The sequence below is a fragment of the Bacillus sp. AG4(2022) genome (genome assembly GCF_031844465.1).
GTDB classification, from domain to species: Bacteria; Bacillota; Bacilli; order Bacillales; family Cytobacillaceae; genus Bacillus_AB; species Bacillus_AB infantis.
In genome coordinates this window covers 132337-155136 of record NZ_JAUZVH010000009.1, presented here as the reverse complement: position 1 = coordinate 155136, position 22800 = coordinate 132337, and the positions used below count along the sequence as shown (strand labels likewise).

The window sequence follows — 22800 nt, the reverse complement described above, 5'->3', positions numbered from 1 at the left end:
CAGCTCTCTTGATGGAAAAGTAATAATACTTAGCCATGGAGGTCTGTACCATGAAAAAAAATGATCCAGAATCAAAGAAATCTGCGCCTGATGCTCTTTTTGAAGGCAGGGAGGATACATACCAGGATGTTGAGCGCATGATAGGCGAAGGGCTCTCAGGGGGATCTGTACATGAAGGCAGAAGCTCCGCCAATATTGAAGAGGCACGTCCCCTGGTACGCGAGGAGCCGCCGGCAAGGACCACATCCAAATAAGGCAAAAAAACCGCAGACCTTTTGTCTGCGGTTTTTTTGATTATCTGCTTTTTACAATCATATTGACTGCTTCCTGGATGGCTTCTTCTGCATTTCTGCCCTCTTCATTGGCTTCTCTTATGCAGCTTTCTAGATTTTTGGCGACAATATACCCCATCGCCCGGTCAACGGCGGATCTTACGGCAGAAAGCTGGGTTACCACATCTTTGCAGTGCTTCTCTTCCTCCATCATCCGGATGACTCCGCGGACCTGTCCCTCCAGGCGCTTCAGGCGATTCTTCATTTCCTGTGAATATTCCATCTATTTTTCACCCCTTAATTGCGGACAAACTGATTAATGCTATATTACCATATGCAGCGGCAGACTGATGGCTGCTGATGCCTTATTCCTGCTATAATTAAGACAGCTGGATATCAGCAGAAATCTTTAACACAGCCACCAAAATAAAGGTTTGAATAAAATATTATCTCTTTTGACGAATAAAAGAAAGTATGGAGAATGATCTATGTTTACTAAATTGCATGCTTTATACCGGAATTCCAGGCTTCAGCAGGAAGAACCAGACTTTTTCTTTTTTCATGATTTTTATTGGTTCACAGACAATGATGAAACTCAATGGTTCGGAGTGCCTGCAAAAGATATTTCCGAAGAAGAATTAAGGCTCCTCCGCACTCTTTTTCATTCTGCACGCCTTCCCGGCAGGCTGGATCAGCACTCAAAAGGATGGCATGACTGGCTGTTCCGCAGCGGCCCCCTGCCCGTGGCTGAACCGGCGCGCTGCAGAATCGCCCAAATCGAATTGAGCGGCAGCGAGTTTGAGCAGGAAGATGCCGAAACGGCGCTGCGGGCCTTTTTGTCAGAGGATATTATTCTCCTGTGGGAAAAGAAAACCCGCTGCTATCTTGTTATTCCGGAAGGTAACGATGTTGGCGAAGATGAATTCCGATCCATCATCCAGGCGTTCGAAACCGATTTTTACGTAAAAATGTATGTATACCTGGGCAAGTTTTTTCCCGCAGGCGATCAACTGCGGGGCGGCTTTGAAGAGGAGAAGGATTTCTTCGGCAGAGCCCTCAGGCTGATGCCCCATGAAAGAGTCCTAACCTTTGAAAAGGCATTCCCGTCCTGCCTGGTTGCTGAAATGAAGCCAAGCCTCCGCGAGAGCCTTGACACCCAGCTTCTTGGACCGGCTGCAGAGGATTCGGAACTGCTGGCCACAATCAAAGCTTTTCTTGAGAACGGATCCAACGCAACCCTGTCGGCAAAAAAACTGTACATCCACAGAAATACCCTGCAATACAGATTGGATAAATTCTCGGAAAAAACAGGAGTAAACCTGAAGGATTTCAATAATGCTGTAACCGTTTACCTTGCCTGTCTGTTAAAGGATCAGCAGCATTAAGACCGGACTGTACAATGTGACTAAAAAGCCTGCCCATCTTTTGTGCACACCTCCTAATGCTGATTTCTGAAATTTCCTTTATTATTAGAAGCAGAAGGAAAACAACCGGGGAGGAATTAGGATGGCAGAATTAAAACTGGATAATATATATAAAATTTATGATAACAAAGTGACAGCAGTGGATAACTTCAATCTTCATATCCAGGACAAGGAATTCATCGTTTTTGTCGGCCCTTCAGGCTGCGGTAAATCGACAACACTGCGAATGATTGCAGGACTTGAAGAAATTTCACAGGGGGATTTCTCAATTGACGGCAAACGCGTCAATGATGTGCCTCCAAAAGACCGCGATATCGCGATGGTTTTCCAGAACTATGCCCTTTACCCGCATATGACGGTTTATGATAATATGGCTTTTGGACTGAAGCTCCGCAAATTTCCAAAAGATGAAATTGCCCGCCGTGTAAACGAAGCTGCCAAGATCCTTGGACTTGAGCCTTATCTGGACCGTAAGCCAAAAGCATTGTCCGGCGGTCAGCGCCAGCGTGTTGCACTTGGCCGCGCCATCGTCCGCGATGCCAAAGTCTTCCTGATGGATGAGCCGCTTTCCAACCTGGATGCCAAGCTCCGCGTTCAGATGCGTGCGGAAATTGCCAAGCTTCACCAGCGCCTGCAGACGACAACGATTTATGTAACACATGACCAGACAGAAGCCATGACAATGGCTACACGCCTTGTGGTCATGAAAGACGGAGTCATCCAGCAGGTTGGAGCTCCAAAAGAAGTTTACGAAAAACCTGAAAATGTATTTGTCGGCGGATTCATCGGATCTCCTGCCATGAACTTCTTCAACGGCAAGCTCCAGGATGGAAAGCTGGTCCTCGGTGATACATCTGTAGCCGTTCCAGAAGGAAAAATGAAAGTTCTCCGCGACCAGGGATATGTCGGCAAAGACATCATTTTCGGAATCCGTCCTGAGGATATCCACGATGAGCCTGTATTCATCGATGCTTCCCAGGGATCCAAAATCTCTGCCAAAATCGATGTATCCGAGCTTACTGGTGCAGAAACCATGATTTACTCCAGCATCAATGGCCAGGATTTTGTCGCCCGTGTTGATTCACGGACAGACATCATGCCTGGACAGCAGGTTGACCTGGCGTTCGACATGAATAAAGCCCACTTCTTCGATGCTGAAACAGAAGACCGCATCCGCTCAAAGAATGAATAATAGAAAAAAACTCCGTCTAATCAGACGGAGTTTTCTTTTTCTTTCACAAATGCCACCTCATCGTCTCCGCAGTGCGGACATGAAAGCAGATGGGGGCATTCTTTATTTTTATAATCATCAGGATACCCATCCTCGAGTTTCAACTGGTCAGCTGGCATATAGGCGCTGTAATCATCATAAAAATCCATGATTTTCCCGCTGTCTTCCATTCCGTTACCGCATTTCGGGCAGCTTTTGCTGATATTTTCAAGCCCGTTGCATGCCGGGCATACTGACATAGCTGCTCCTCCTTCCTATTCCATCAGTCTAATATCATTAGTCTGCATCCTTTTCCGCTATGTATGTAGAATAGCCTTTTCAGAGTCATAAGAAACCATTCAAAAAAGGAAATAATTGCATCATTTCCTGCCGAATAAACAGGCAGGAATCAACCATAATAGAGAGTACAAACAGCAAACAGCCGGCAGGCACAGCTTCCCTTCCCACTGCGGACTATGCATGGTGCTCCGTTTGGTTCAAGTCCAAAATAGTCCAACCAAAAAATTATTCGAAGGAGAGTGCTCATCATGGCAAACAACAATTCTTCAAACCAGCTTTTAGTACCAGGCGTATCACAAGCTCTAGACCAAATGAAATACGAAATCGCTAACGAATTCGGAGTAAACCTTGGTGCAGAAACAACTGCCCGCGCTAACGGATCTGTTGGTGGAGAAATCACTAAGCGTCTTGTTCAAATGGCTGAACAGCAGCTTGGCGGATCTCAATTTTAATCTAAGCTAAAACAATTGAATAGATAATGGCTGAAAGGACACCAAACTTATGGTGTCCTTTCTCTTGTGCTGCTATTAAATCATTTTATCCGGGTCAACCCACTGATCATATTCTTCCTCTGTTACATGGCCGGTTTTCAGCGCCGCCTCTTTCAGCGTGGAATTTTCATTAAAGGCAAGCTTCGCAATCTCTGCGGCCTTTTCATAGCCGATATGAGGATTCAAGGCAGTGACAAGCATAAGTGATCTATCTACATGCCCTTTGATGACTTCCTCATTCGCTTCAAGGCCAACAAGGCATTTTTCATTGAAAGACTGCATGCTGTCTGCAAGAAGCCTGATGCTTTGCAGGAAGTTGTAAATAATGACCGGCTTGAAGACATTCAACTCGAAATTCCCCTGGCTTGCAGCAAACCCGATTGCTGCATCATTGCCGAATACCTGTGTCACGACCATGGTCAAGGCTTCACTTTGCGTCGGGTTCACTTTGCCTGGCATGATGGAGCTTCCCGGTTCATTAGCAGGAATGGAAAGCTCGCCGATCCCGCTGCGCGGCCCGCTGGAAAGCCAGCGTACATCATTGGCGATCTTCATCAGATCGGCAGCGAGCGCTTTGAGACTGCCATGCACATGGACGATCTCGTCATGGCTTGTCAGGGCGTGGAATTTATTATCCGCCGAACGGAAAGGATGGCCAGTCTGTTCGGATATCCACTCTGCCGTAATCGGCCCAAAGTCCGGATGGGCATTGATGCCTGTGCCAACCGCTGTTCCGCCGATCGCCAGATCATCCAGATATTTGATAGCATCTATCAGCATTTTTTCATTTTTCTCAAGCATGGCCCTCCAGCCGCTGATTTCCTGGCCCAGTGTCAATGGCGTGGCGTCCTGGAGATGTGTTCTGCCGATTTTGACGATCCCCTTGAAGGATTCTTCCTTGATTTTAATTGTCTTCTTCAGCTCGTTCAGTGAAGGAAGCAGCCTTTCTGTCAGCTCGATGACAGCTGCGATATGCATGGCCGTCGGAAATGTATCATTTGAGCTTTGGGACATATTTACATCATCATTTGGATGCACCTTTTCCTCTGAGCCTTTTTCCGAGAGCATCTCATTCGCTCTTCTTGCAACGACTTCATTCACATTCATATTGGACTGGGTGCCGCTCCCCGTCTGCCAGACAGCCAGAGGGAAGTGCCCATCCAGCTTCCCATCCAATATTTCCGTGCACGCAGCCGCAATTGCTTCCTTCTTATCATCTGAAAGTTTTCCAAGCTTATGATTCGCTTTGGCTGCCGCCTGCTTTAAATGGGCAAAGGCATAGATCATCTCAAGAGGCATTTTTTCGGTGCCGATTTTGAAATTGTCCTTGCTCCTCTGCGTCTGTGCGCCCCAATACTTATCACTCGGCACTCTTACCTCGCCAAGGGTATCTTTTTCAATCCTGAAATCTGACATACTTTATCCCTCCTGTATTCATCCTTATAGCCTTTTCCCTTATTTCTTCATTTTAATGTTAAAATTTTGGCAGTTCCAGTAATTTGAATTCCGGAAAGCATAAAGCCGGCCTGTTTGAGGACCGGCTTTAACCGTATCTCAATTGTGGACAAGCGCACAGCCGATAAAATAGCCGATGACCATGATGCTTGCTATGCTGAGAGTAACCGCGAAAACCTCCATGATTTCCCCTCCATTCCTGCCGGATGGCCAGATATATCCCCTACTTAAAAGTTATCATATTTCGGCCATGCTGCTTAAAAGCTGCCTGCACGATTTTGTGGCATAAAGGTGAATAATCGGTGAACGCGGGCTGGAATGGCTTCAGGGTACCTCTGCCGAGGCCTGGCCAACCAGAAAAGCACCCAATTAAGGGTGCTTTTCTGTCAGCCGGCCATGGATCCCTGCTGAAGCTGGTACATCTGATAATATTTCCCCTTCAGCTTCATAAGCTCCTCATGGTTGCCTTTTTCGGCAATTCGTCCCCGGTCGAGGACAAGAATTTGGTCAGCATTGCGGATGGTGGAAAGGCGGTGGGCAATAATAAAGGTCGTCCTGCCCTCTTTCAGCACCTCCATCGCATTCTGGATCACTGTCTCTGTTTCGGTATCGATGCTTGATGTTGCTTCGTCAAGAATCAGGATGGCCGGATCAAAAGCCAGCGCCCTTGCGAATGAAATGAGCTGCCTCTGCCCGCTTGAGAGAGTGCTTCCTTTTTCAATGACCGGTTCATCAAATCCTTTTTCGAGATTTTCCAGTACTTTGTCAGCACCTACATCCCTTAAGGCTTTTTCGACATTCTCCCTTGTGACAGCCGGGTCATTGAGGCTCACATTCTCTGCTATCGTCCCGGTGAACAGGAAAGGATCCTGGAGGACAATCCCCATATGCTTCCTGAGATTCTGCCGCGACATGCCGGTGATGTCCTTTCCATCAATAGTGATGCTCCCTTTCTGGCAATCGTAGAAACGGAACAGCAGATTCATGATGGAGCTTTTGCCTGAGCCGGTATGCCCGACAAGAGCAACGGTTTCACCGTGGGAAGCTTTGAAGGTAATGTCCTTGAGGACATATTCGCTTTCCTTATAGCCAAAATGGACCCCATTGAATTCTACATTTCCTTTATAGCGCGGAACCTTGCTGTCATCCACTTCGATTCCTTCCTCATCGAGGAGTTCAAATACCCGCTCACCTGCCACCAGTGCCTGCTCCAGATTGGCAAGCTGGTTGACAATTCCCTGCACAGGCTGGAACAGACGGTTGATATAGTCAACAAAGGCATAGAGCATTCCAAGTGAAATGACTGCAGATGCATTAAGGGACTCACCCCCGAAATACCAGATAAACGCAACGAAGACGATATTTCGGAGTACACCGACTAGATTATGGGAGGTTAATGAGTTTAAGTTGAGCAGTTTGTTCTGATAGGTAAAATGCTCTGTGTTCAGCTTTTCGAAATCTTTCCTTGTGTCTCCCTCGCGCCCGAAGGCCTGGATGATGTTCATCCCCTGTATTGACTCGTTAACCATTCCATTGATATCGCTCACTCTGGTCCTGATGACCTTATTATATTTGGATGCGTACTTTCTATAGACAATCATCCAAATGTACAGGATCGGCAGAAGAATCAGGCAGATTGCTGCCAGCTTGGCATTTAATATAAAGAGCGCGGTGTAGATGCCGGCAATATAGATGAAGCTTGTAAAGAAGGTTGAAAGCACGGTCACGTAAAGCTCGCGGATCGCTTCCGTATCATTCGTAATCCTGGCAACTACCTTTCCTGCCGGGAGATTGTCAAAATATTGGACAGGCAGTTTCTGAATCTGCCCGAAAACATCCTTCCGCATTTTCTGGATGATCCGGTTAGCAGACTTTTGCAGATAGTATCTTTGTCCATACTGGAAAATGGCAGCAATGACAATCAATCCGAAGTAAAAGGAGAGAAGCCTGATGATGCGCGGGATTTCAGGTTTATAAAAACCCATCAGCTCTTCCCCCTGGAGCCTCGAACCTTCATACACCTCTTTTTCTTCTCCTTTTGAGATGGTCAGCAGACCATCCTGAAAGCTTCGTTCTCCATCAAATTGTATGTCGCCCTCCACAAAGATAAAATCTTTTCCAGCCTGGAGGATGCGGGCCTGACCGATCATGGGAGAGCCTTCATCCATATACTGCTCTCTTGTATAATAATGGCCTTTATATGAAACAGAATCATCGTTTTCTCCTGTCTGATACCAGACGGATTCAATCCCGAGTATATGCTGGTCAATCAGCCTCTTGGCAATGAACGGACCCGCAAGGTCTGCGGCAACGGCGACAGTAAGCATGGCAAGCGCGGCCAGAATGATCTTTTTATAAATAAGCGCATATGAAAAAAGGCGTTTTCCTGTTTTCATGACAGCACCTCCTCTTCTGCAGCTGCCTGGGCCTGCTGTCTGATATACTGCTCTTTATACCAGCCTGACCCTTTCATCAGCTCTCGATGTGTCCCTTCCTCGGCTATCACGCCATTGTCCAGGACTATAATATGGTCCGCATGCTGGACCGCCGTCATGCGGTGTGTGGTAATGATGGTGGTTTTTCCTTCCCTTTCTGAGCGGATATTGCCGATAATCTTTTTCTCTGTTTTCGCGTCAACAGCCGAAAGTGAGTCATCCAGTATCAGTATTTCAGGATCCTTGATCAGCGCCCTGGCAATCGAGATCCTCTGCTTCTGTCCTCCTGATAGGGCAACCCCCTTTTCACCAACAAGGGTCTCCAGACCTTCAGGAAGCATTTCAAGATCCTTGCGGAAGGCTGACAGGTCAATGGCCTTCTGCAGATCACTTTCATCTGCCTTTTCGTTTCCGAACAGGATATTCTCCCTAACCGAACGGGAAAAAAGAACATGATCCTGAGGCACATAGCCAATCCAGCTCCTTGTATTTTGCAGTGACTGTTCCCTGATCGGGATTCCAGCAACGGCCAGGGTTCCTGTTCCGGCGGGATATTCCCTGAGCAGCTGCTTGATGAAGGTCGTCTTTCCGCTGCCCGTTTTGCCGACTATCCCTAAAGTCTGGCCCCTATCCAGCCTAACCTTGATGCTCTTCAGATTATCAGTGCTGCTCGACGGATACCTGAAAGTAACATCATCGAAAACAATATTCTCCGGTCTCTCGGCATCGGCAGGCTTGCCGGGATCCTTTACATCCTCCTCGTAGGAGAGCGTTTCCTGGACCCGGTCAAGGGAGGCATTGCCCCTTTGCATGATATTGATCAGCTCGCCGATTGCAAACATTGGCCAGATCAGCATTCCAAGATACACATTGAAAGCGACAAGATCTCCTAGTGTGATCGCCTGATTGAAGACCAGGTTGGCTCCATAGCCAAGCCCGATCAGATAACTGAGGCCGACGATGATTTTAATCGTTGGATCAAAAAGGGAATCAATCCTGGCGACCTTGATATTTTTTTCATAGACATCCTCTGTCATATCGTGGAACCGGTCTTCATCTGCACGCTCCTGCACATATGCGCGGATGACCCGGACACCGGATACTGATTCAAGGACTTTGTCATTCAGGTTCCCGAAAGCATCCTGGGCCTCCATGAAACGGACATGGATTCTTTTTCCGTATATTTTCATTAATAAAGCCATAAGCGGCAGCGGCAGGACTGCTGCGATTGTCAGCTTCCAGCTGACCAGGAATCCCATAGTCAAAAGGATCGTCAGCATGAAGATGCTGCTGTCAACAAGCGTGAGAATCCCGAATCCGGCCGTTACAGATATAGCCTTTAAATCATTTGTCGCCCGCGCCATCAGGTCCCCGGTCCTGTTCTTCTCAAAAAATGACGGGGTCATCTTCAGCAGATGGTTCATAAATCTGCTCCTCAGCTTTCTCTCAACAAGAAAAGCCCCTCCGAAAAGCTGATACATCCACACATAAGTGATCCCATAAGACACTACTGTAATCACCCCGAGCAGCAGCAAATACTGAAGGATCTTGCCGCTGTCGAGCGATCCCAGATGGATGTCATCGATTGCCTGCCCGACGAGCCTTGGCGGCATCACATCCAGAACCCCCACAATCGCAAGCAGGATAATGGCAACCGTATATCTTTTCCATTGTTCCTTAAAAAACCAGCTCAATTTCTTCAAAATCGAAAACATTCATTCCTCCCCTTTCTATTAACAGCCGCTCTGCTAGCCTCCCTCGAGATCTCCAGGCGAAATAGCAATCCTTTCTTGTTGATAAAACAGCATAACCAACTTCCTCCTTTTTAAAAGTTATATAGAAAACAGGCTGATGCCTGGTATTCCCATCATATAAAGACAAAAACAAAAAAAGACATACCGCGTCATGGCGATATGTCCCGAAAAAAGACAAAAGCACAGGCTGCGCAAAAAGCTGCCTGTGCTGAATCAATAATAAAATGAATGATTACTGGGAAAAGTCAGGGAAAGGACAGGCCGGCATATATTCAGTTATTAAAATAGCATCATTTCGTACAATCATGATCATGCGCCCCCTTTTCAAATTTTTCCACTTTGTAAGATTATCATCTGTCTTATTAAAAGTCAATTGGCATTTTTGTTATTTTTCTGAACTTTATTACTCTGCCACAACAGCTGTTCCATAGGCAATGATTTCTGAAGCATTCTGCATAACAGCAGAAGACTCCAGGCGCATGCAGATCACAGCATTCGCCCCTTTTTTCCTGGCATCTTCCACCATCCTCCCGATTGCCAGCTGCCTTGCTTCATCCATCATTTCTGTATACTCTTTGATTTCTCCTCCGACAATGGTTTTGAACCCTGCCAGAATATCCTTTCCGATATGCTTGGACTGGACTGTGCTTCCCCTGACGAATCCTTTCAATTCTTTCACTTCCATACCTGGAACAAATTCAGTAGTGACGATAATCATGCTCATTTTCCTCCTTTTTTTCTTTATTCCTTTCCCAGCCCACCATGATAAGCAAAGCAATGATTAATATGGCATAGGAGGCATAAAATATGACAGCCGCCTTTAAATTGATGAAAATCATCGCGAGCCCAAGGAGCTGCCCGCCGAGAGCCGTAAATAAGAGAAGCTGCTTTAATTTCTCCATTCTTTATCTCCCTTGTTTTTCCTCCAGCTCTTCTCGACAAAAATAAAATAAACCAAGAGGGGCATCGGCGCCTGGATAAGGCCGATCAGACCCCACAGCCAATAATGATGCCCCCTTTTTCTCGCATGAAGAAAGAGAAAAACACTTTGGCTGATTAGTATAACGGCAACAAGCAGCAGGAGCGGCAGGGAAATTTCCTCATTCATGCTTCATTCACCCTTTGCCTGACAAAATAGTAGGTGCCTGCCCCTGTAATGAATATCCCGGCTGCTGCCTGGATGGCTATGAAGACAGCTGGAAGCTGGTGCAGGGTAGTAAGCAGGACCGTTAATATCACCGCTGCCATCACAAAGAACAGGCCAATATCCCTTATCCAGCTTTTCCGCAGCTGCTCCTGCTTTTCTGCAACCATCTCCTCGAACCATTCAAGCTCCGGAGTATGAATAGAAAATGACTGGTCAAGGATCTCAAGCCCTTTTTCGATTTCATCAGCTGCCAATCTATCCTGTTTATTTTCGTATTTACTTTCCAGCGGTATGATTTTCTGTTCCTTTTTCATGCAGGCCCAGCTCCTTTCTGACAGCTGCAAGTCCATTATGGATCCTTGATTTGGCTGTTCCGGGGGATATTTTCATCATGTTTCCTATTTCGTCGTAGGAATAGCCGTAATAATGCTTTAAAACGATTGCTACACGTATATCATCTTTCAATTTGCCAAGAGCGGCAAGAGCATCATTCCACTCTTCATTCCGGCTCTCCATCTGCCATTTCAGCTTCCTCCATGACTGCTCCTGCCCTTGCCAGTGTTTCTCCCTTTTCTTCCTGCGCAGATGGTCTATATATAAATTGGTCGCAATGGAAATGAGCCAGGAAGAGAACTTCGATTGGCCATTATACAAATTGATTTTTTCGAGGGATTTTGCCATGGTTTCCTGGGCAAGCTCCTCTGCCAGATCCTTATCCATGGCTGCCTTGACCAAATACTTGACCAGAAAAGGGTAATTTTGCTTAAAAAGCATGGCCAGTGCCCTTTTGTCACCTTTTTTGGCTGCCTTGACGAGCTCTTTGTCTTCCATTTTTGACATCTTTCCTTCCAATGCCCTTTTATGATAGGTTACCTCTTATCCTGCTCTATTCCGCTGCTGTTCATTTTCTTTTCATTCATATGACGGCTGGGCCACGAAAATCGTTCATTTTTTTTCGAAAAAATTTTAGATAGTGCCGGCTGCACAAACTGAAGGCTGCATTTGCAAAAATGCAGCCTTCAGTTATTCATCTTTTAAATAATCTCAGGAGAATCTCTTTCTGACCGCCAGCAGGTAGATTCCGTTAAACAGCAGCAGTATTCCCGCAATTACGAAAGTAATCTCCGCACTGTTGTTCTCCGCCATCGCCCCAAACAATACTGTTGAAAGGGCAAACGCCATGGAGACCAGCGTATGCTGGGCACTGAACACCTTTGGCAGCTCTTCTGCCGCGACCTCTTTTTGTATATAGGTGTACAGAATGATGCCTTTGATCTGATGGATAAGCCCGCTGAGAAATACTAATAGTAATGCAGCCCAGGCCAGTGAATTGGCGCCAAACAGCAATGTCACTATGGCCACTCCGAAAGAGGCGGATATCAAGGTGAGTTTCATATTTTTTTCAAAAATAGAAGAGAACTTCTTGCATATGACCCCGCCCAATATTAAGCCCATGAAAAAAGAAGTGTTGATATAACCCCACCAGGCTTCCCCTGCCTTTAAAACTTCCGCAACAAATACATAAAGAATGGCAGCTATCCAGACTACGTTAGCAATGGCTTCTATTAGAATCACCACATGAAAGCTGCGCAAAACAGGCTGCGTCCAAATAGAGATCCAGCCTTCCAGCAGAACGTTCACCGTACTTTGCTTTTCAGTATTGGACTGGAATGGAGTCTTATCATTGATTAACTGCATCATCAGGGAAGACACGGCATAGAAAGCCAGCGTAAGCCAGATGACATTCTGCCCTCCTGCCGCTGCAGTCAAAATGCCGCCAAGTGCCCAGCCGCCTAATTGGATAGATTCATTTAATAAAGCTAAAAAGCTGTTGGCTTTCATCAGTTCTTCTTTCTCCACCAGCCTTGGCAGCATGGCGTCTGAAGCCGGGAGTGCCCAGCCGTCGAAAAAAGCAATAACAAATATCAATACTAATACGAACAGTATCTCCGGAGAGCTTTGCAGCCAAAGCCAGCCAGAAAGAATAAAAAGCGCCAGCGTCTTGCTCACCTGGGAGCTGACAAGCATGGATTTAAGTTTGTATTTATTGAGCATTAATGGCGAAATTGCTCCGCTAACAGCCCGGCCTGCCATATTCAAAAACGGCAGCAGTGCCAGGTACACCGGAGACCCAGTAACAGAATATAAAATGGATATCAAACCCACTATATAAAACACATCTCCTAAATTGGCGAGTGACTGCCCAATCCAAAGAGACCGGAAAGATTTGCTTTTCATATAACCTGCCCCTCTTTATCTTAGAATTTAATGATAAAAAGGGAAATTTACAATGGACGATGCCTCCTTATGATCGTTTAAAACTTAGGTTATAAAAATTTTTTCGGCAAAAAAAAGGTTCTGTCTCAGCAATCAATCTGAGGGAGAGGCTTGAAAAGCAATCAATCCTTCTGAAAATTCATTTTTAGAAAATCTTCCTGCAGGATGCCGTAAAGAACGCAATCCTTATACTGTCCTTTGGCATTACGTATCATATGCCTGACAATTCCTTCTTGCTTCATTCCCGCTTTCTTCATCACTTTCCCGGAAGCAGGATTATCCGTATTATGAGCGGCAGAAATTTTATGAAGATTCATTTCAGAGAACCCAAACTCCATGACCGCCTTTAATGCTTCTGTAGCATATCCTTTATTCCACCAGGCATAGCCCAGGGAATAGCTGACGCTGCTGTTTCCGGTGGTCAGATCCCAATCATACAAGTCAATTTCTCCGACTAATTCCCCCGTGGCTTTCAATTCGATTCCCCACCAGCAAAAGTCTTTCCTTTCATATCTGGCTGCTATATCCGCCACTCTCGCATTGGTTTCAGAAACCGTCCTGTGTGCCGCACTCACCCTGTTTTCTGCTACGCGCTCATCTGAAAGCCATCGGTCGAAGATGGCTTGGCTGTCCGAACGTTTCAGCCTCCTGAGATTCAGTCTTTCGGTCTCCATTAGCGGTGTTCCCAAATAGGTGATCATTTCAGCCGAAAACCTTTAAGAGATCTTCAAATTTTTTAATCTCCTTATCATATTCACTCACTTCCCCGAAGCCGTATTGAGCATAAACGAAAGGGATTCCTGCGAATCTGGCGGCTTTTCTGTCGCCTTCTGTGTCACCTACATATACCGGGCTGGAAAGATGATTTCTTTCTATGATCAATTTGATATTCTCACCCTTTGAAAGGCCGGTCCGGCCAGGGTTTTCGAAATCAAGAAAATATTTTTCAAGCTTATGATATTTATAGAAAACCTCTATGTAGCCTTCCTGGCAGTTGCTGACAATGAAGAGCTTATATTTTTGCGAAAGTTCCTCCAGGACTTTTTCAGCATTTTCATAAAGTTCTCCACCATGGATTCCCAGGAAGTGTGCTTCAGCCTTCCTGCATTCCTCCACCAGCTGCTGCCGCTGTTCTTCTGTTAGATCAGGAAAAAGCCTGCGGCTTATTTCATCCATCTGCAGACCCATTGTTCCTTCAAAATCTTTCCGTGTCAATTTACCTTCCTTGCGGTCATCTTCTTTAATGACACTGTTCCAGGCAACCAGAACTGTATCAATTGAATCCCAGATGGTCCCATCTAAATCAAAAATAATGCTGTCCATGTATCTCGTCCTCTCTTTCATTATGAAAAGTGCTGATGCTATCCTCCATCATTCAATCTCCCAATAGCTTCAACTGCTTCATCCACATGTGAAACATCAATAATTTCTATTTTTCTGCTGCTTTCTTTTTGTATAGCTGCAGCTTCTTCCGCATTTTCACTCGGAATGATCAGGTATAAGAATCCAGATCTTTCAGCAATCCGGATTTTTTCCTTTATCAATCCTACATAAGATACTTCTCCATGCTCATTAATCGCCCCTGTAACTGCAACAGGCAGCCTGTTTTCAAGGAGTCCTTCTTTAACGAGCCCTGAAAGCGCCAGGCTGAGTCCGGCACTATTACCGGCAATGTCTGGCTGCTGTATAAATCTCCTGAGCCAATCGTCTTCTTTTCCCAGGTATTCTGCTGCGTTCTCTTCCATTTGCAGCAAAGGTTCTTTCTGCAGATGAAGCCATTTTAACAGCTGCCGGTTTTTGCTGTCATATCTAACTTTATGATCCACTTCAGCAACGGACAGTACGTCAACTCCCTGCGCTGCCAAAATCTTTTTGGCATCTTGTTCCCTGTTCTGGTTTTTCAGCGTAAATTCAGCTGCGCCTACCGAAAAAATACCCGATCCCTTTAAGGCCTCATTCGGTTCCTGGTAGGCATAAGCGACATGCGAAGGGGGAGAGCTCAGCGCTACCAGCAGCAGCGGCAGTTCATAGCAGAACAGGAGGAAGAGGAGAAAGGCTGAAACTGTGATTTGTATTCTGTTTTTACGTTTTTGGCGGAAAACAAACCATAAATTCAGCAGAATCACCAGCAGGAGAAACAGCATAAAGACAAAGGCATATTCATTGATGATTTCTAAAAGGTATAGAAGCAAAAATACTATATAGAAAAGGAATGTCATGATACCGGCAATGACACCAGTTTTATACATTATCCATCCAAGCCCCCATTGGTCTGGTTTTTATTATCTATCTTCATAGCCGGGAAACTTCTATATTAGCAGGCGGCGGGTTTTTGTTAACTTATATCCAAACATCATTCTCCGCTGTCTGCTCTGTTCTTTCCTGCCCGGTATTTATAACGCCCTTCGGCTCTACAAGCATGATTTTGCATTCGTTCCCGGCAAAAGGTTTATGTTCAGTATTTTTAGGGATGACAAACAGCTCCCCTTCTCCCAGCTCCACTTTTCCATCACGGAACTCAATGGTCAGCCTGCCTTCCAGAACGATAAAGACTTCGTCCGTGTCATTATGCTTATGCCATACAAAGTCCCCTTGGACTTTAACAAGCTTAAATTGATAATCATTCATTTCAGCAATAACTTTAGGGGACCAATGATCCGCAAATTTTGAAAACTTCTCTTGAAAATTGATTGGTGAATAATTCATTATACTCTCCCTTTTTTTAAATAGTGTTTTGCAGCATCGATCATATGCAAAAGAATCCCATTTCTTATGCTTCTAGATGAAGAGCTTATAATCCTTCCAAACCCCTTGTTAATTGGCGGCAGACTCATAAAAGAAGAGAACTCTGGGCAGTGTCCGCTTCTTAATTAAGGGCTCTTTTCCCGTTGACTTTTGCTATTTTGCTATCCTTATTAAGAGTAATTTCCCGCCCAGCCATAAAAAGCGGAACTTCCCGGACCTGAATGACGGAAGCCGTGACAGGCTGAAAAATAAGCGTAGGAATTCCCCCTAATTTCAAAAAAACACTAAAATCAGCTCAAATAGACGGAGAAATTCCGTCTATCAACTCAAAAAACAGGAAAATGGGCAACTTCGCTCCTCTTAACCGGAAATTCTCCGCTTATTTGTACCCACCCCTGCTATTTTCAGGAGCCTAACCGCAGAATCTCCGCTTATTTTAAGGCTTGCTGGTCACCCGAATAAGGATTAAGCCCCTCATTATCCAACACCATAAAATGTAAATTATTCTTGTTATAATTAAAAGCAGCAATCTTTACGAAAAGAGCCTAATTAATTATATAGCCGTTTCAGCTGCCGCCTTTTCCAATTCTTCTTCGGTCCGGCTGTATTTAGGCAGGACAGCTGTGTAAAACAGGCCGACCAGTATCAGGCATCCTCCTACAAGCCAATAAAGCATTTCTACTTTCAGGATCGCCGGGAAGCTGTAGGCGATGAAACCGAGGGTGACTGACTGTGAAAGCATCATCAGCGGGCTGATCCATCCCTGGACCCTTCCCATCATTTTTGGGTCGATGATGCTGGGCATCCATCCGCCGATTGCGATATTTACAAGAGGCAGGCCGAGGGATGTCAGGAAAATCAATACCATAAACAGGATAATAGATTCTGCAAAGGAAGCGGCAATCACAAAGCCCCCTGTGATGGTGATTCCGGCAATGATCATCTGATAAAGCTTTATTTTCTGGGAAAGCAAGGTGGCGATGAAGCTGCCGAGCAGAATGCCTGCTCCGAAAACCATCCCGATGACAACCGATAATTCCTCATATGTTTCTGGCGCAAGCCTGTATTTCAGCATAAAAACCGGCATAACGCTGAAGCCGCCGTTCACAACACCGAAAACGATGAAACCGGCTAGCAGGGCCGACAGCAGCTTATTGTTCAAAATATACTGCATCCCCACTTTGAAATCCCTGAATACAAGCTTAAGGTTGAGGTCCTTCAATGTGTGCTTTCCATTAGGAAGGCGGACCTCTTCTGCAATGCGGCATGATCTGATCAAAAGGGCACTGAGCCCGAATGTGACAGCATCTACCAGGATGGCGCCGTAAACGCCCACTGTCCAGTAGGCCAAAATGCCAAGGCCGTTCCCGAACAGCATGAAAAGACTCATGATCAGCTGGTTCAAGCCGGCTGCAGCCGTATAGTCATCTTCTTTCAATATCCCCTGGACCATCGCATGCTCGGCAGGGAAAAAGAACTTCTGCACAGCGCTCCTGAGGAACAGTACAAAGAAAATCAAAGGCATCCAGCCTATCAGGATTGTCCCGATCAATGCCACTGACAGTGCAGCAGTGATCCAGTCACAATAATAGGCAATCTTCTGCCGGTCCATCCTGTCTGCAAAAACCCCGACAAGGAAAAATACCGCGAGCGTCGGGAGGCTGTACATTAGCTCTGTAATCGAGGCATATACCGGCTGGTCTGAAAAACGATCCAGCAAGTAGAACATGAAAGCAGTCAAGCCTATTGTGCTTCCCATTTGTGAGGTAAAGTTGGCAAAAAATAATCTGGCATAATTCTTATTCTGGAAGATTTCTTTGAATTTTTTCATTTAAGCTCCCTCGATTCCGGTTAATTGCTTTAATCATAATGCGTTTTCAGGAAAGGGATAAGCGCCTTCTGATGGTTTCTTGCTCCTCCTCGAGGCGGAGGAGCCCTAAGCCAAATAAAAACGCCGTTCCTTCAAGGAACGGCGCATGAGTGTTCTAGCACTATTATTTTTTCATCTGCTCATACTGGCGGGCAGCTTCTTTGGCAATAAGATTGTCTTCCTCCAGGCCGCTGACTTCATTGAGCACATATAATGGCCCGTGCTCTTTCAGCATCTCCTGGATTTTAACGGCTTCCTCATCTCCCTGGAAGTCGAAATGCAGTGCCGCAGCAATGGCCTTGGCAAGATTTTCGAACGGCAAACCTGCCTTCATTGCCTGTTCTGCAGGACGGACAAGCCTGTCATTCGGCCCGAGCTTCCTTATCGGTGAACGTCCTACCCTTGTTACACCGTCGTTCAGGAAACCGTTCTGGAAACGGCCGATAATTTTCTTGATATACTGTGCATGCTCTTCAGCATCAAGCCCATATTCCTTTACAAGATATGCGCCAGTTTCCTTCAGCGTCGCTTCAGCCTGTTTGTAGACAGCTTCATCCTTCAGGGCTTCATCAATGGTTTCCTTGCCTGCAAGGTACCCTAGATAGGCGATGACAGCATGGCCCGTATTGACGGTAAATAATTTTCTTTCAATAAAAGGAGCAAGATCAGGAACGATTTTCATTCCTTCTACAGCAGGTATATCTGTTGGTGCTTCGACAACCCACTCATAGTAAGGCTCAACCAGCACATCAAGGGACCCTTGGTTATTCTGGATCGGAACAATCCGGTCTACAGCTGAATTAAAGAAGAATACCCGGCCTTCCAGCTTTCCTGCCGTTTCCTCATCAAGGTTTTCAAGAATATAGCCTTTCAAGAGGTCGGTAGCTGAAATCTGGTTTTCACAGGCAATGATATACAGCTTGTCATCAGTTTTTTTAACTCTTTCAGCAATGCCCTTGGCAATGAGCGGGGCAATGCGCGGCAGGATATTCGGACCGATCGCTGTTGTAAGATACTCAGCCTCACCGATGGCTTCAATGACCTGGCTTTCCTGTGTCATATTATTAAGTCCTGAAACAGAGCTGATCTTCTCTGATGAACCGTTCTCGGCAGCCAGATTGACTTTATATTCGCCTTGTTCATTCAATAGATTGATGATTTCTTCTGCAATATCAACAAAAGTTACATGATACCCTGATTTAGAGAACAGCGCGCCAATAAAGCCGCGGCCGATATTCCCTGCACCAAAATGTACTGCTTTTTTCATAGTTATCATCCCTTTATCAATTGGTTTTGGATATAGTCGAGAAAAATTTCTTCCAGTCTCTTCTTTATAGCTTCCTCACTGCCTGAAGAAAATATCAGCATCGCTTCATCATTTTCAATCAGGCTGGTGCTGATCAGGCTGACGATTTCCTGCTGTCTTGGGCTTAAGCTTTCAGGCGCAAGCATAAGGAGCAGATTATCCGCCTCCATCATCCTGCCATCCATCCCTTTCAGCTGGACTGCGCGGCCGAGCCGTGACACTTGGAAAATCAGCTCTTTTACTGCTTCATGGCGGCAATGGAAAAGAGCCAGCCCTGTTTTCGGTATGCCCAGTCCGCCCAATTTCTCCCGTTCCCTTAAACGGGTGATGACCTTACTGCTTTCGGAAAGGCTTCCCTGTTCTTTTGCACTATGTACCATTTGGGAAACCACTTCCTCATGGTCAGCTGCTTCAGGAAAAAAGTAAAACCTGAAATTGCGGAGGATTTCTTTGATACTGTTTTGAACATCACCAAGGTCAGACAGCATTTGCCCTAGACCGATGCTCCGTTCTTTTTGCTTGGGATAACTGCTTTCGGGCGAAAAGGTGCGGCTGGCTGCCAGCTCACCTATGTGTTTTTGCAGAAAGCCCTTTGCTGCCAGTATATCCTCCTCTTCCAGAAGCGGATTGACGAGGATGTACTCCAAATCTGTGTAAGGCAATCTGACTGTTGAAAAAATGATATCGTAGCTGTTCAGATCTGTTTGCTGTATTTCCTTGATAGAGGAAATTTCGACGGACCGGATTTCCGGCAATTCTTTTTTGATCCTGCTGGCCAGCATTTTGGAGGTTCCAATCCCTGTCGGGCAGATGATGAGTGCATGGACTGAAAGCTGTTCTTCCCTGAGCAGCAGGACAGATCCGAAGTGGAGGGCAATGAATGCTGCCTCATCATCGGGAAAAGATATATCACGGAACTCCTGTTCAAGGCTGTTTTTAACGGCGAGAAAAAGGGCTGGATATTTCTTCTTGATGTCTTCTGTCAGTGGATTATGCATCCCCATATTCTGCCTGATCCTGAATATAGATGTTTCCATATGGGCGAGCAGGCCCTGAAATAGGGAGAAGTCTCCTGTTAAATCTGCATTCAGCTGGGCAGACACATGCTGGATGATATTTTTGACAGACTGCCCGATCATCACACTGTCATAGTGGACGGAATCAGGTGCCTGCAATTTGGATCCTTTCAGTACGATAGCAAGAAAACGGATATCCTGTTCAGCAAGGCTGACGGAAAATTCATCCGCGAGCTCATTGCCCAGGCTGGCAATCAGATTTGCCTCTTCCTTGATGTCCGGAGGTTCGATGAGGTCATCCTCAATGCAAAAGCCGCCTTCTGTTCTTTGTAGCGAGATGCATAAATGGACCAGGATGCCGATATAGTCGCTGTCAGCCAATCTTGACTGCCCCTTATTGATTCTTCTGCCGGCAAGGCGGTCGGCTGCGTAAAGGAACTTTGACCGAAAATAGTAGAGCACCCTGGGCTTGTTCCAGCTTCCTGCATCAAGGAGGAACAGGCTTTCTATGAGCTCTTCATTAAAATAGATTAAATAATAGTCGGCCAGCGCCTTCCTTATATCAGATTCTTTGCCGGACAGCTCTACCCCTACCCCTCTTTTCCTTCTGACGGAGAGCCGGTAGCTTTCAAGCCAGCCAGCCAATTCATCGAGGTATGCAGTATAGGTCGTCACACTGATGCCGACTTCCTTTGCTGCCGGCTGAAGTTTAAAGGGTTCCCCCTTAAGGAGCTCCAACAGAATCAGCAGCTTCCTTTCCTGGGGAGTCTGGTCTGTCGGAATGGTTTCCGCCATTGTCTGAACAAGCCGGAAAACATCCTCATTCCGCCCGGAAATCACGAGGCCTTCATCAGGCGTCCGCCCAAGCTCAAGCCCGAATTGCCGAAGAACCTTTGCAACAGATGCAAGGTCCCGGTGGACAGTCCTGGCACTCACGTTTAAGTAAGAAGCAAGGGTCAGGGCCGTATGCTTGCCGGCCGTCTTTATGATCAGTTCTATGATGCTTTTCTCCCTTGAGGTAATAAACATCTTTATCAGCCCTATCTGCAGACAGATTCTTTTCCGCCAAAAAACAAAAGCGCAAAAAGGCACAAGCTGTGCCTTTCTGCATGTCTTACCGGTCCTTACCCGTTAAGGATATCCATTAACTCTTTGGCTGTTTTCGCCTGGACCATTTTTTCGATGTTTTCCATCTCCGAGCAAGTGACGGCAATGGAAGACAATATTTCAAGATGGGTGCCATCTTTACCGGCAATACCGAAGATCAATCGTACTTTTTCACCGTTAAAGTCTACTCCCTCCGGAACCTGGATGACAGTGAACCCGGATTTGATGACTTCCTGCTTAGCTGCTTCTGTGCCGTGAGGGATGGCAACATCATTGCCCATATAAGTTGAAGTCATTTCATCCCGCTCAATCATGGCTTCAATATAATTTTCACGGACATATCCGCCATCGACAAGCGCTCTTCCGGCAAAACGGATGGCTTCATCTTTATGATTGAATTTCTGGTTCAGGAATACGTATTTTTCCAGCAGCAGATCATTGTTTTCCTGTGCTTCCGCTGCAGGCGATTCCTTGCGTTCTTCTGCAGGCGATTCCCCCATCGCTTCAGCTTCCGCATCTTCAGCGATGTCAATCAGTTCTTCTTCTGCAGTTCCTTTCAGCTTGCTGATCAGATTATCGTATTCAGGGCTTGAAAGGAAATTATCCACTGACACATGATAGGCTTCAGGGATCTTATTTTTTGCCCTTGGCGTCAGTTCTTCCTGTGTAATGACTACCTGTGCGTCAGCAGGAATATTGCTGATTGCCGTATTGGTTACATTCACATCATTAAGGCCGGCAGCCTTCACTTTTTTGCGGAGAAGTGAAGCCCCCATGGCGCTTGAGCCCATTCCGGCATCACAGGCAAAGACAATTTTGCTCACATTTTCAGGAAGCTTGCCTTCTGTTGCTGTGAATGCAGAAGCAACTGAGCTTTTCTTCCCTTTCATTTCCTGCATCTTTTGTGCTGCGGCTTCAATATTTTCATCTGACTGCTTGCCTGTTTTTAAAATAAAGGCAGAAGCAATGAACGAAACAGCACCGGCTACAAGGACAGCAGCAAAGTTGGCAATATAGGCACTCGCATGGTGAGGCGTCACTGCCGTGATGGCGAGAATGCTTCCCGGTGATGCCGGTGCGAATAGACCGCCGCCAAGCAGGACAAGTGTGAACACACCGCTCATTCCGCCAAGGATGACCGCGATGAATAATAGCGGACGCATCAGGATGTAAGGGAAGTAAATTTCATGGATTCCCCCAAAGAAATGGATAAGTGCAGCTCCGGGTGCAGATTGCTTTGCGTTTCCTTTTCCGAAGAAGATGTACGCAAGAAGCACACCGATACCAGGTCCAGGGTTTGCTTCCAGCAGCAGCAGGATGGACTGGCCTGTCTGTTTGATCTGTTCCGTCCCAATCGGAGTCAGGACCCCGTGGTTGATTGCATTGTTAAGGAATAGAATTTTTGCAGGTTCAATCAGGATGCTTGTTAATGGCAGCAGGTTTGTTTCTACAAGCCATTCCACCCCGCTGACCAGCCAGCCTGTGAATACATCGACTGCAGGTCCGATACCCGCAAATGCCAATATCGCGAGTACACCGCCAATGATTCCGGCAGAGAAGTTATTGACAAGCATTTCAAAGCCTGCCTTGACCTTACCTTCAATGGCGCGGTCAAAAAGCTTGATTGCATAACCGGCGATCGGGCCGACAATCATGGCTCCGAGGAACATCGGAATATCAGAGCCGACGATGACACCCATAGTAGCTATGGCACCGACTACAGCTCCGCGCTGGTCATGGATCAATTTTCCGCCTGTATAACCAATCAGCAGCGGAAGAAGATAAGTAATCATTGGGTCAACCATTTTGGCAAGGCTTTCATTTGGCCAGAACCCGGATGGTATGAATAGTGCAGTTATCAGGCCCCAGGCGATAAACGCACCGATATTCGGCATGACCATGGAGCTCAGGAAGTTACCGAATTTTTGTACAGCTATTTTTATATTAGGCTGAGCCATTTGCACTCTTCCCTTCTATTTATAGTATTTACT

General features: G+C 46.2%; 23 protein-coding genes. 4 read left to right on the top strand and 19 right to left on the bottom strand.

The annotated features are described in order from the left end of the window. Positions 1-50: 50 nt before the first annotated feature. Positions 51-254, top strand: a complete 204-nt coding sequence (locus Q9R36_RS21930) for a hypothetical protein (protein WP_094768314.1) — start codon at positions 51-53, stop codon at positions 252-254. A gap of 40 nt (positions 255-294) precedes the next feature. On the opposite strand, the gene Q9R36_RS21925 is transcribed toward Q9R36_RS21930, so the two are convergent. Next, entirely contained in the window at positions 295-555 is a 261-nt protein-coding gene (locus tag Q9R36_RS21925) for a metal-sensitive transcriptional regulator (RefSeq protein ID WP_009795152.1), read from the bottom strand. 205 nt (positions 556-760) lie between these two features. Between Q9R36_RS21925 and Q9R36_RS21920 the strand changes: the two genes are divergently transcribed. After that, on the top strand, positions 761-1657 hold the full coding sequence (locus Q9R36_RS21920) for a PucR family transcriptional regulator (protein WP_009795151.1): 897 nt from the start codon (positions 761-763) through the stop codon (positions 1655-1657). A gap of 121 nt (positions 1658-1778) precedes the next feature. Beyond that, positions 1779-2888 carry an ABC transporter ATP-binding protein gene (locus tag Q9R36_RS21915; RefSeq protein WP_009795150.1) on the top strand — a complete coding sequence of 370 codons (1110 nt, stop codon included), beginning with the start codon at positions 1779-1781 and terminating at the stop codon, positions 2886-2888. Between the two features lie 20 nt (positions 2889-2908). Here the strand turns inward: Q9R36_RS21915 and Q9R36_RS21910 are convergent, their stop codons facing one another. Next, positions 2909-3166: a hypothetical protein gene (locus Q9R36_RS21910; RefSeq protein ID WP_009795149.1), complete on the bottom strand. Its 258-nt coding sequence runs from the start codon at positions 3164-3166 to the stop codon at positions 2909-2911. Between the two features lie 288 nt (positions 3167-3454). Here Q9R36_RS21910 and Q9R36_RS21905 point away from each other — a divergent pair, with 288 nt between their 5' ends. Further along, positions 3455-3658 (top strand): alpha/beta-type small acid-soluble spore protein, encoded by a 204-nt coding sequence (locus Q9R36_RS21905; RefSeq protein ID WP_009795148.1) that lies wholly within the window; start codon positions 3455-3457, stop codon positions 3656-3658. A 75-nt stretch (positions 3659-3733) separates the two neighbouring features. Here the strand turns inward: Q9R36_RS21905 and fumC are convergent, their stop codons facing one another. The 17 genes from fumC to Q9R36_RS21820 all read right to left on the bottom strand — a co-directional run bounded on the left by fumC (position 3734) and on the right by Q9R36_RS21820 (position 22767). Continuing rightward, positions 3734-5113: a class II fumarate hydratase gene (gene fumC, locus Q9R36_RS21900; RefSeq protein ID WP_009795147.1), complete on the bottom strand. Its 1380-nt coding sequence runs from the start codon at positions 5111-5113 to the stop codon at positions 3734-3736. A 425-nt stretch (positions 5114-5538) separates the two neighbouring features. After that, on the bottom strand, positions 5539-7548 hold the full coding sequence (locus Q9R36_RS21895) for an ABC transporter ATP-binding protein (RefSeq protein ID WP_009795144.1): 2010 nt from the start codon (positions 7546-7548) through the stop codon (positions 5539-5541). Then, positions 7545-9302: an ABC transporter ATP-binding protein gene (locus Q9R36_RS21890; protein ID WP_022543556.1), complete on the bottom strand. Its 1758-nt coding sequence runs from the start codon at positions 9300-9302 to the stop codon at positions 7545-7547. Before Q9R36_RS21890 ends, Q9R36_RS21895 begins: the two co-directional genes overlap by 4 nt. Before the next feature lie 442 nt (positions 9303-9744). After that, positions 9745-10059, bottom strand: coding sequence for a YbjQ family protein (locus Q9R36_RS21885; protein ID WP_009795141.1), 315 nt, complete (start codon positions 10057-10059; stop codon positions 9745-9747). Beyond that, on the bottom strand, positions 10040-10243 hold the full coding sequence (locus tag Q9R36_RS21880) for a hypothetical protein (RefSeq protein WP_009795140.1): 204 nt from the start codon (positions 10241-10243) through the stop codon (positions 10040-10042). The genes Q9R36_RS21885 and Q9R36_RS21880 overlap by 20 nt, the downstream gene beginning before the upstream one ends. Continuing rightward, on the bottom strand, positions 10231-10449 hold the full coding sequence (locus Q9R36_RS21875) for a hypothetical protein (RefSeq protein WP_009795139.1): 219 nt from the start codon (positions 10447-10449) through the stop codon (positions 10231-10233). Before Q9R36_RS21875 ends, Q9R36_RS21880 begins: the two co-directional genes overlap by 13 nt. Beyond that, positions 10446-10802 carry a YxlC family protein gene (locus Q9R36_RS21870; RefSeq protein WP_009795138.1) on the bottom strand — a complete coding sequence of 119 codons (357 nt, stop codon included), beginning with the start codon at positions 10800-10802 and terminating at the stop codon, positions 10446-10448. The genes Q9R36_RS21875 and Q9R36_RS21870 overlap by 4 nt, the downstream gene beginning before the upstream one ends. Further along, positions 10765-11319 (bottom strand): RNA polymerase sigma factor SigY, encoded by a 555-nt coding sequence (gene sigY / locus Q9R36_RS21865; RefSeq protein WP_035403192.1) that lies wholly within the window; start codon positions 11317-11319, stop codon positions 10765-10767. Before sigY ends, Q9R36_RS21870 begins: the two co-directional genes overlap by 38 nt. Before the next feature lie 213 nt (positions 11320-11532). Further along, on the bottom strand, positions 11533-12726 hold the full coding sequence (locus Q9R36_RS21860; protein WP_009795136.1) for an MFS transporter: 1194 nt from the start codon (positions 12724-12726) through the stop codon (positions 11533-11535). Between the two features lie 161 nt (positions 12727-12887). Next, the gene (locus tag Q9R36_RS21855; RefSeq protein WP_240684278.1) at positions 12888-13439 is read right to left on the bottom strand and encodes a GNAT family N-acetyltransferase; all 552 of its coding nucleotides are present in this window, start codon (positions 13437-13439) and stop codon (positions 12888-12890) included. Between the two features lie 28 nt (positions 13440-13467). Next, entirely contained in the window at positions 13468-14088 is a 621-nt protein-coding gene (locus Q9R36_RS21850; RefSeq protein ID WP_094768322.1) for an HAD family hydrolase, read from the bottom strand. 38 nt (positions 14089-14126) lie between these two features. Further along, positions 14127-15014 carry a S16 family serine protease gene (locus Q9R36_RS21845; RefSeq protein WP_311225862.1) on the bottom strand — a complete coding sequence of 296 codons (888 nt, stop codon included), beginning with the start codon at positions 15012-15014 and terminating at the stop codon, positions 14127-14129. Positions 15015-15105: 91 nt separating this feature from the next. Then, positions 15106-15471, bottom strand: a complete 366-nt coding sequence (locus Q9R36_RS21840) for a cupin domain-containing protein (protein WP_094768324.1) — start codon at positions 15469-15471, stop codon at positions 15106-15108. A 592-nt stretch (positions 15472-16063) separates the two neighbouring features. After that, the gene (locus tag Q9R36_RS21835; protein ID WP_009795131.1) at positions 16064-17341 is read right to left on the bottom strand and encodes an MFS transporter; all 1278 of its coding nucleotides are present in this window, start codon (positions 17339-17341) and stop codon (positions 16064-16066) included. Positions 17342-17504: 163 nt separating this feature from the next. Beyond that, entirely contained in the window at positions 17505-18647 is a 1143-nt protein-coding gene (locus Q9R36_RS21830; protein ID WP_148950883.1) for a mannitol-1-phosphate 5-dehydrogenase, read from the bottom strand. A gap of 5 nt (positions 18648-18652) precedes the next feature. Next, positions 18653-20731 (bottom strand): BglG family transcription antiterminator, encoded by a 2079-nt coding sequence (locus tag Q9R36_RS21825; RefSeq protein ID WP_009795129.1) that lies wholly within the window; start codon positions 20729-20731, stop codon positions 18653-18655. Between the two features lie 95 nt (positions 20732-20826). Further along, positions 20827-22767: a PTS mannitol transporter subunit IICBA gene (locus Q9R36_RS21820; protein WP_009795128.1), complete on the bottom strand. Its 1941-nt coding sequence runs from the start codon at positions 22765-22767 to the stop codon at positions 20827-20829. Between the last annotated feature and the right edge of the window lie 33 nt (positions 22768-22800).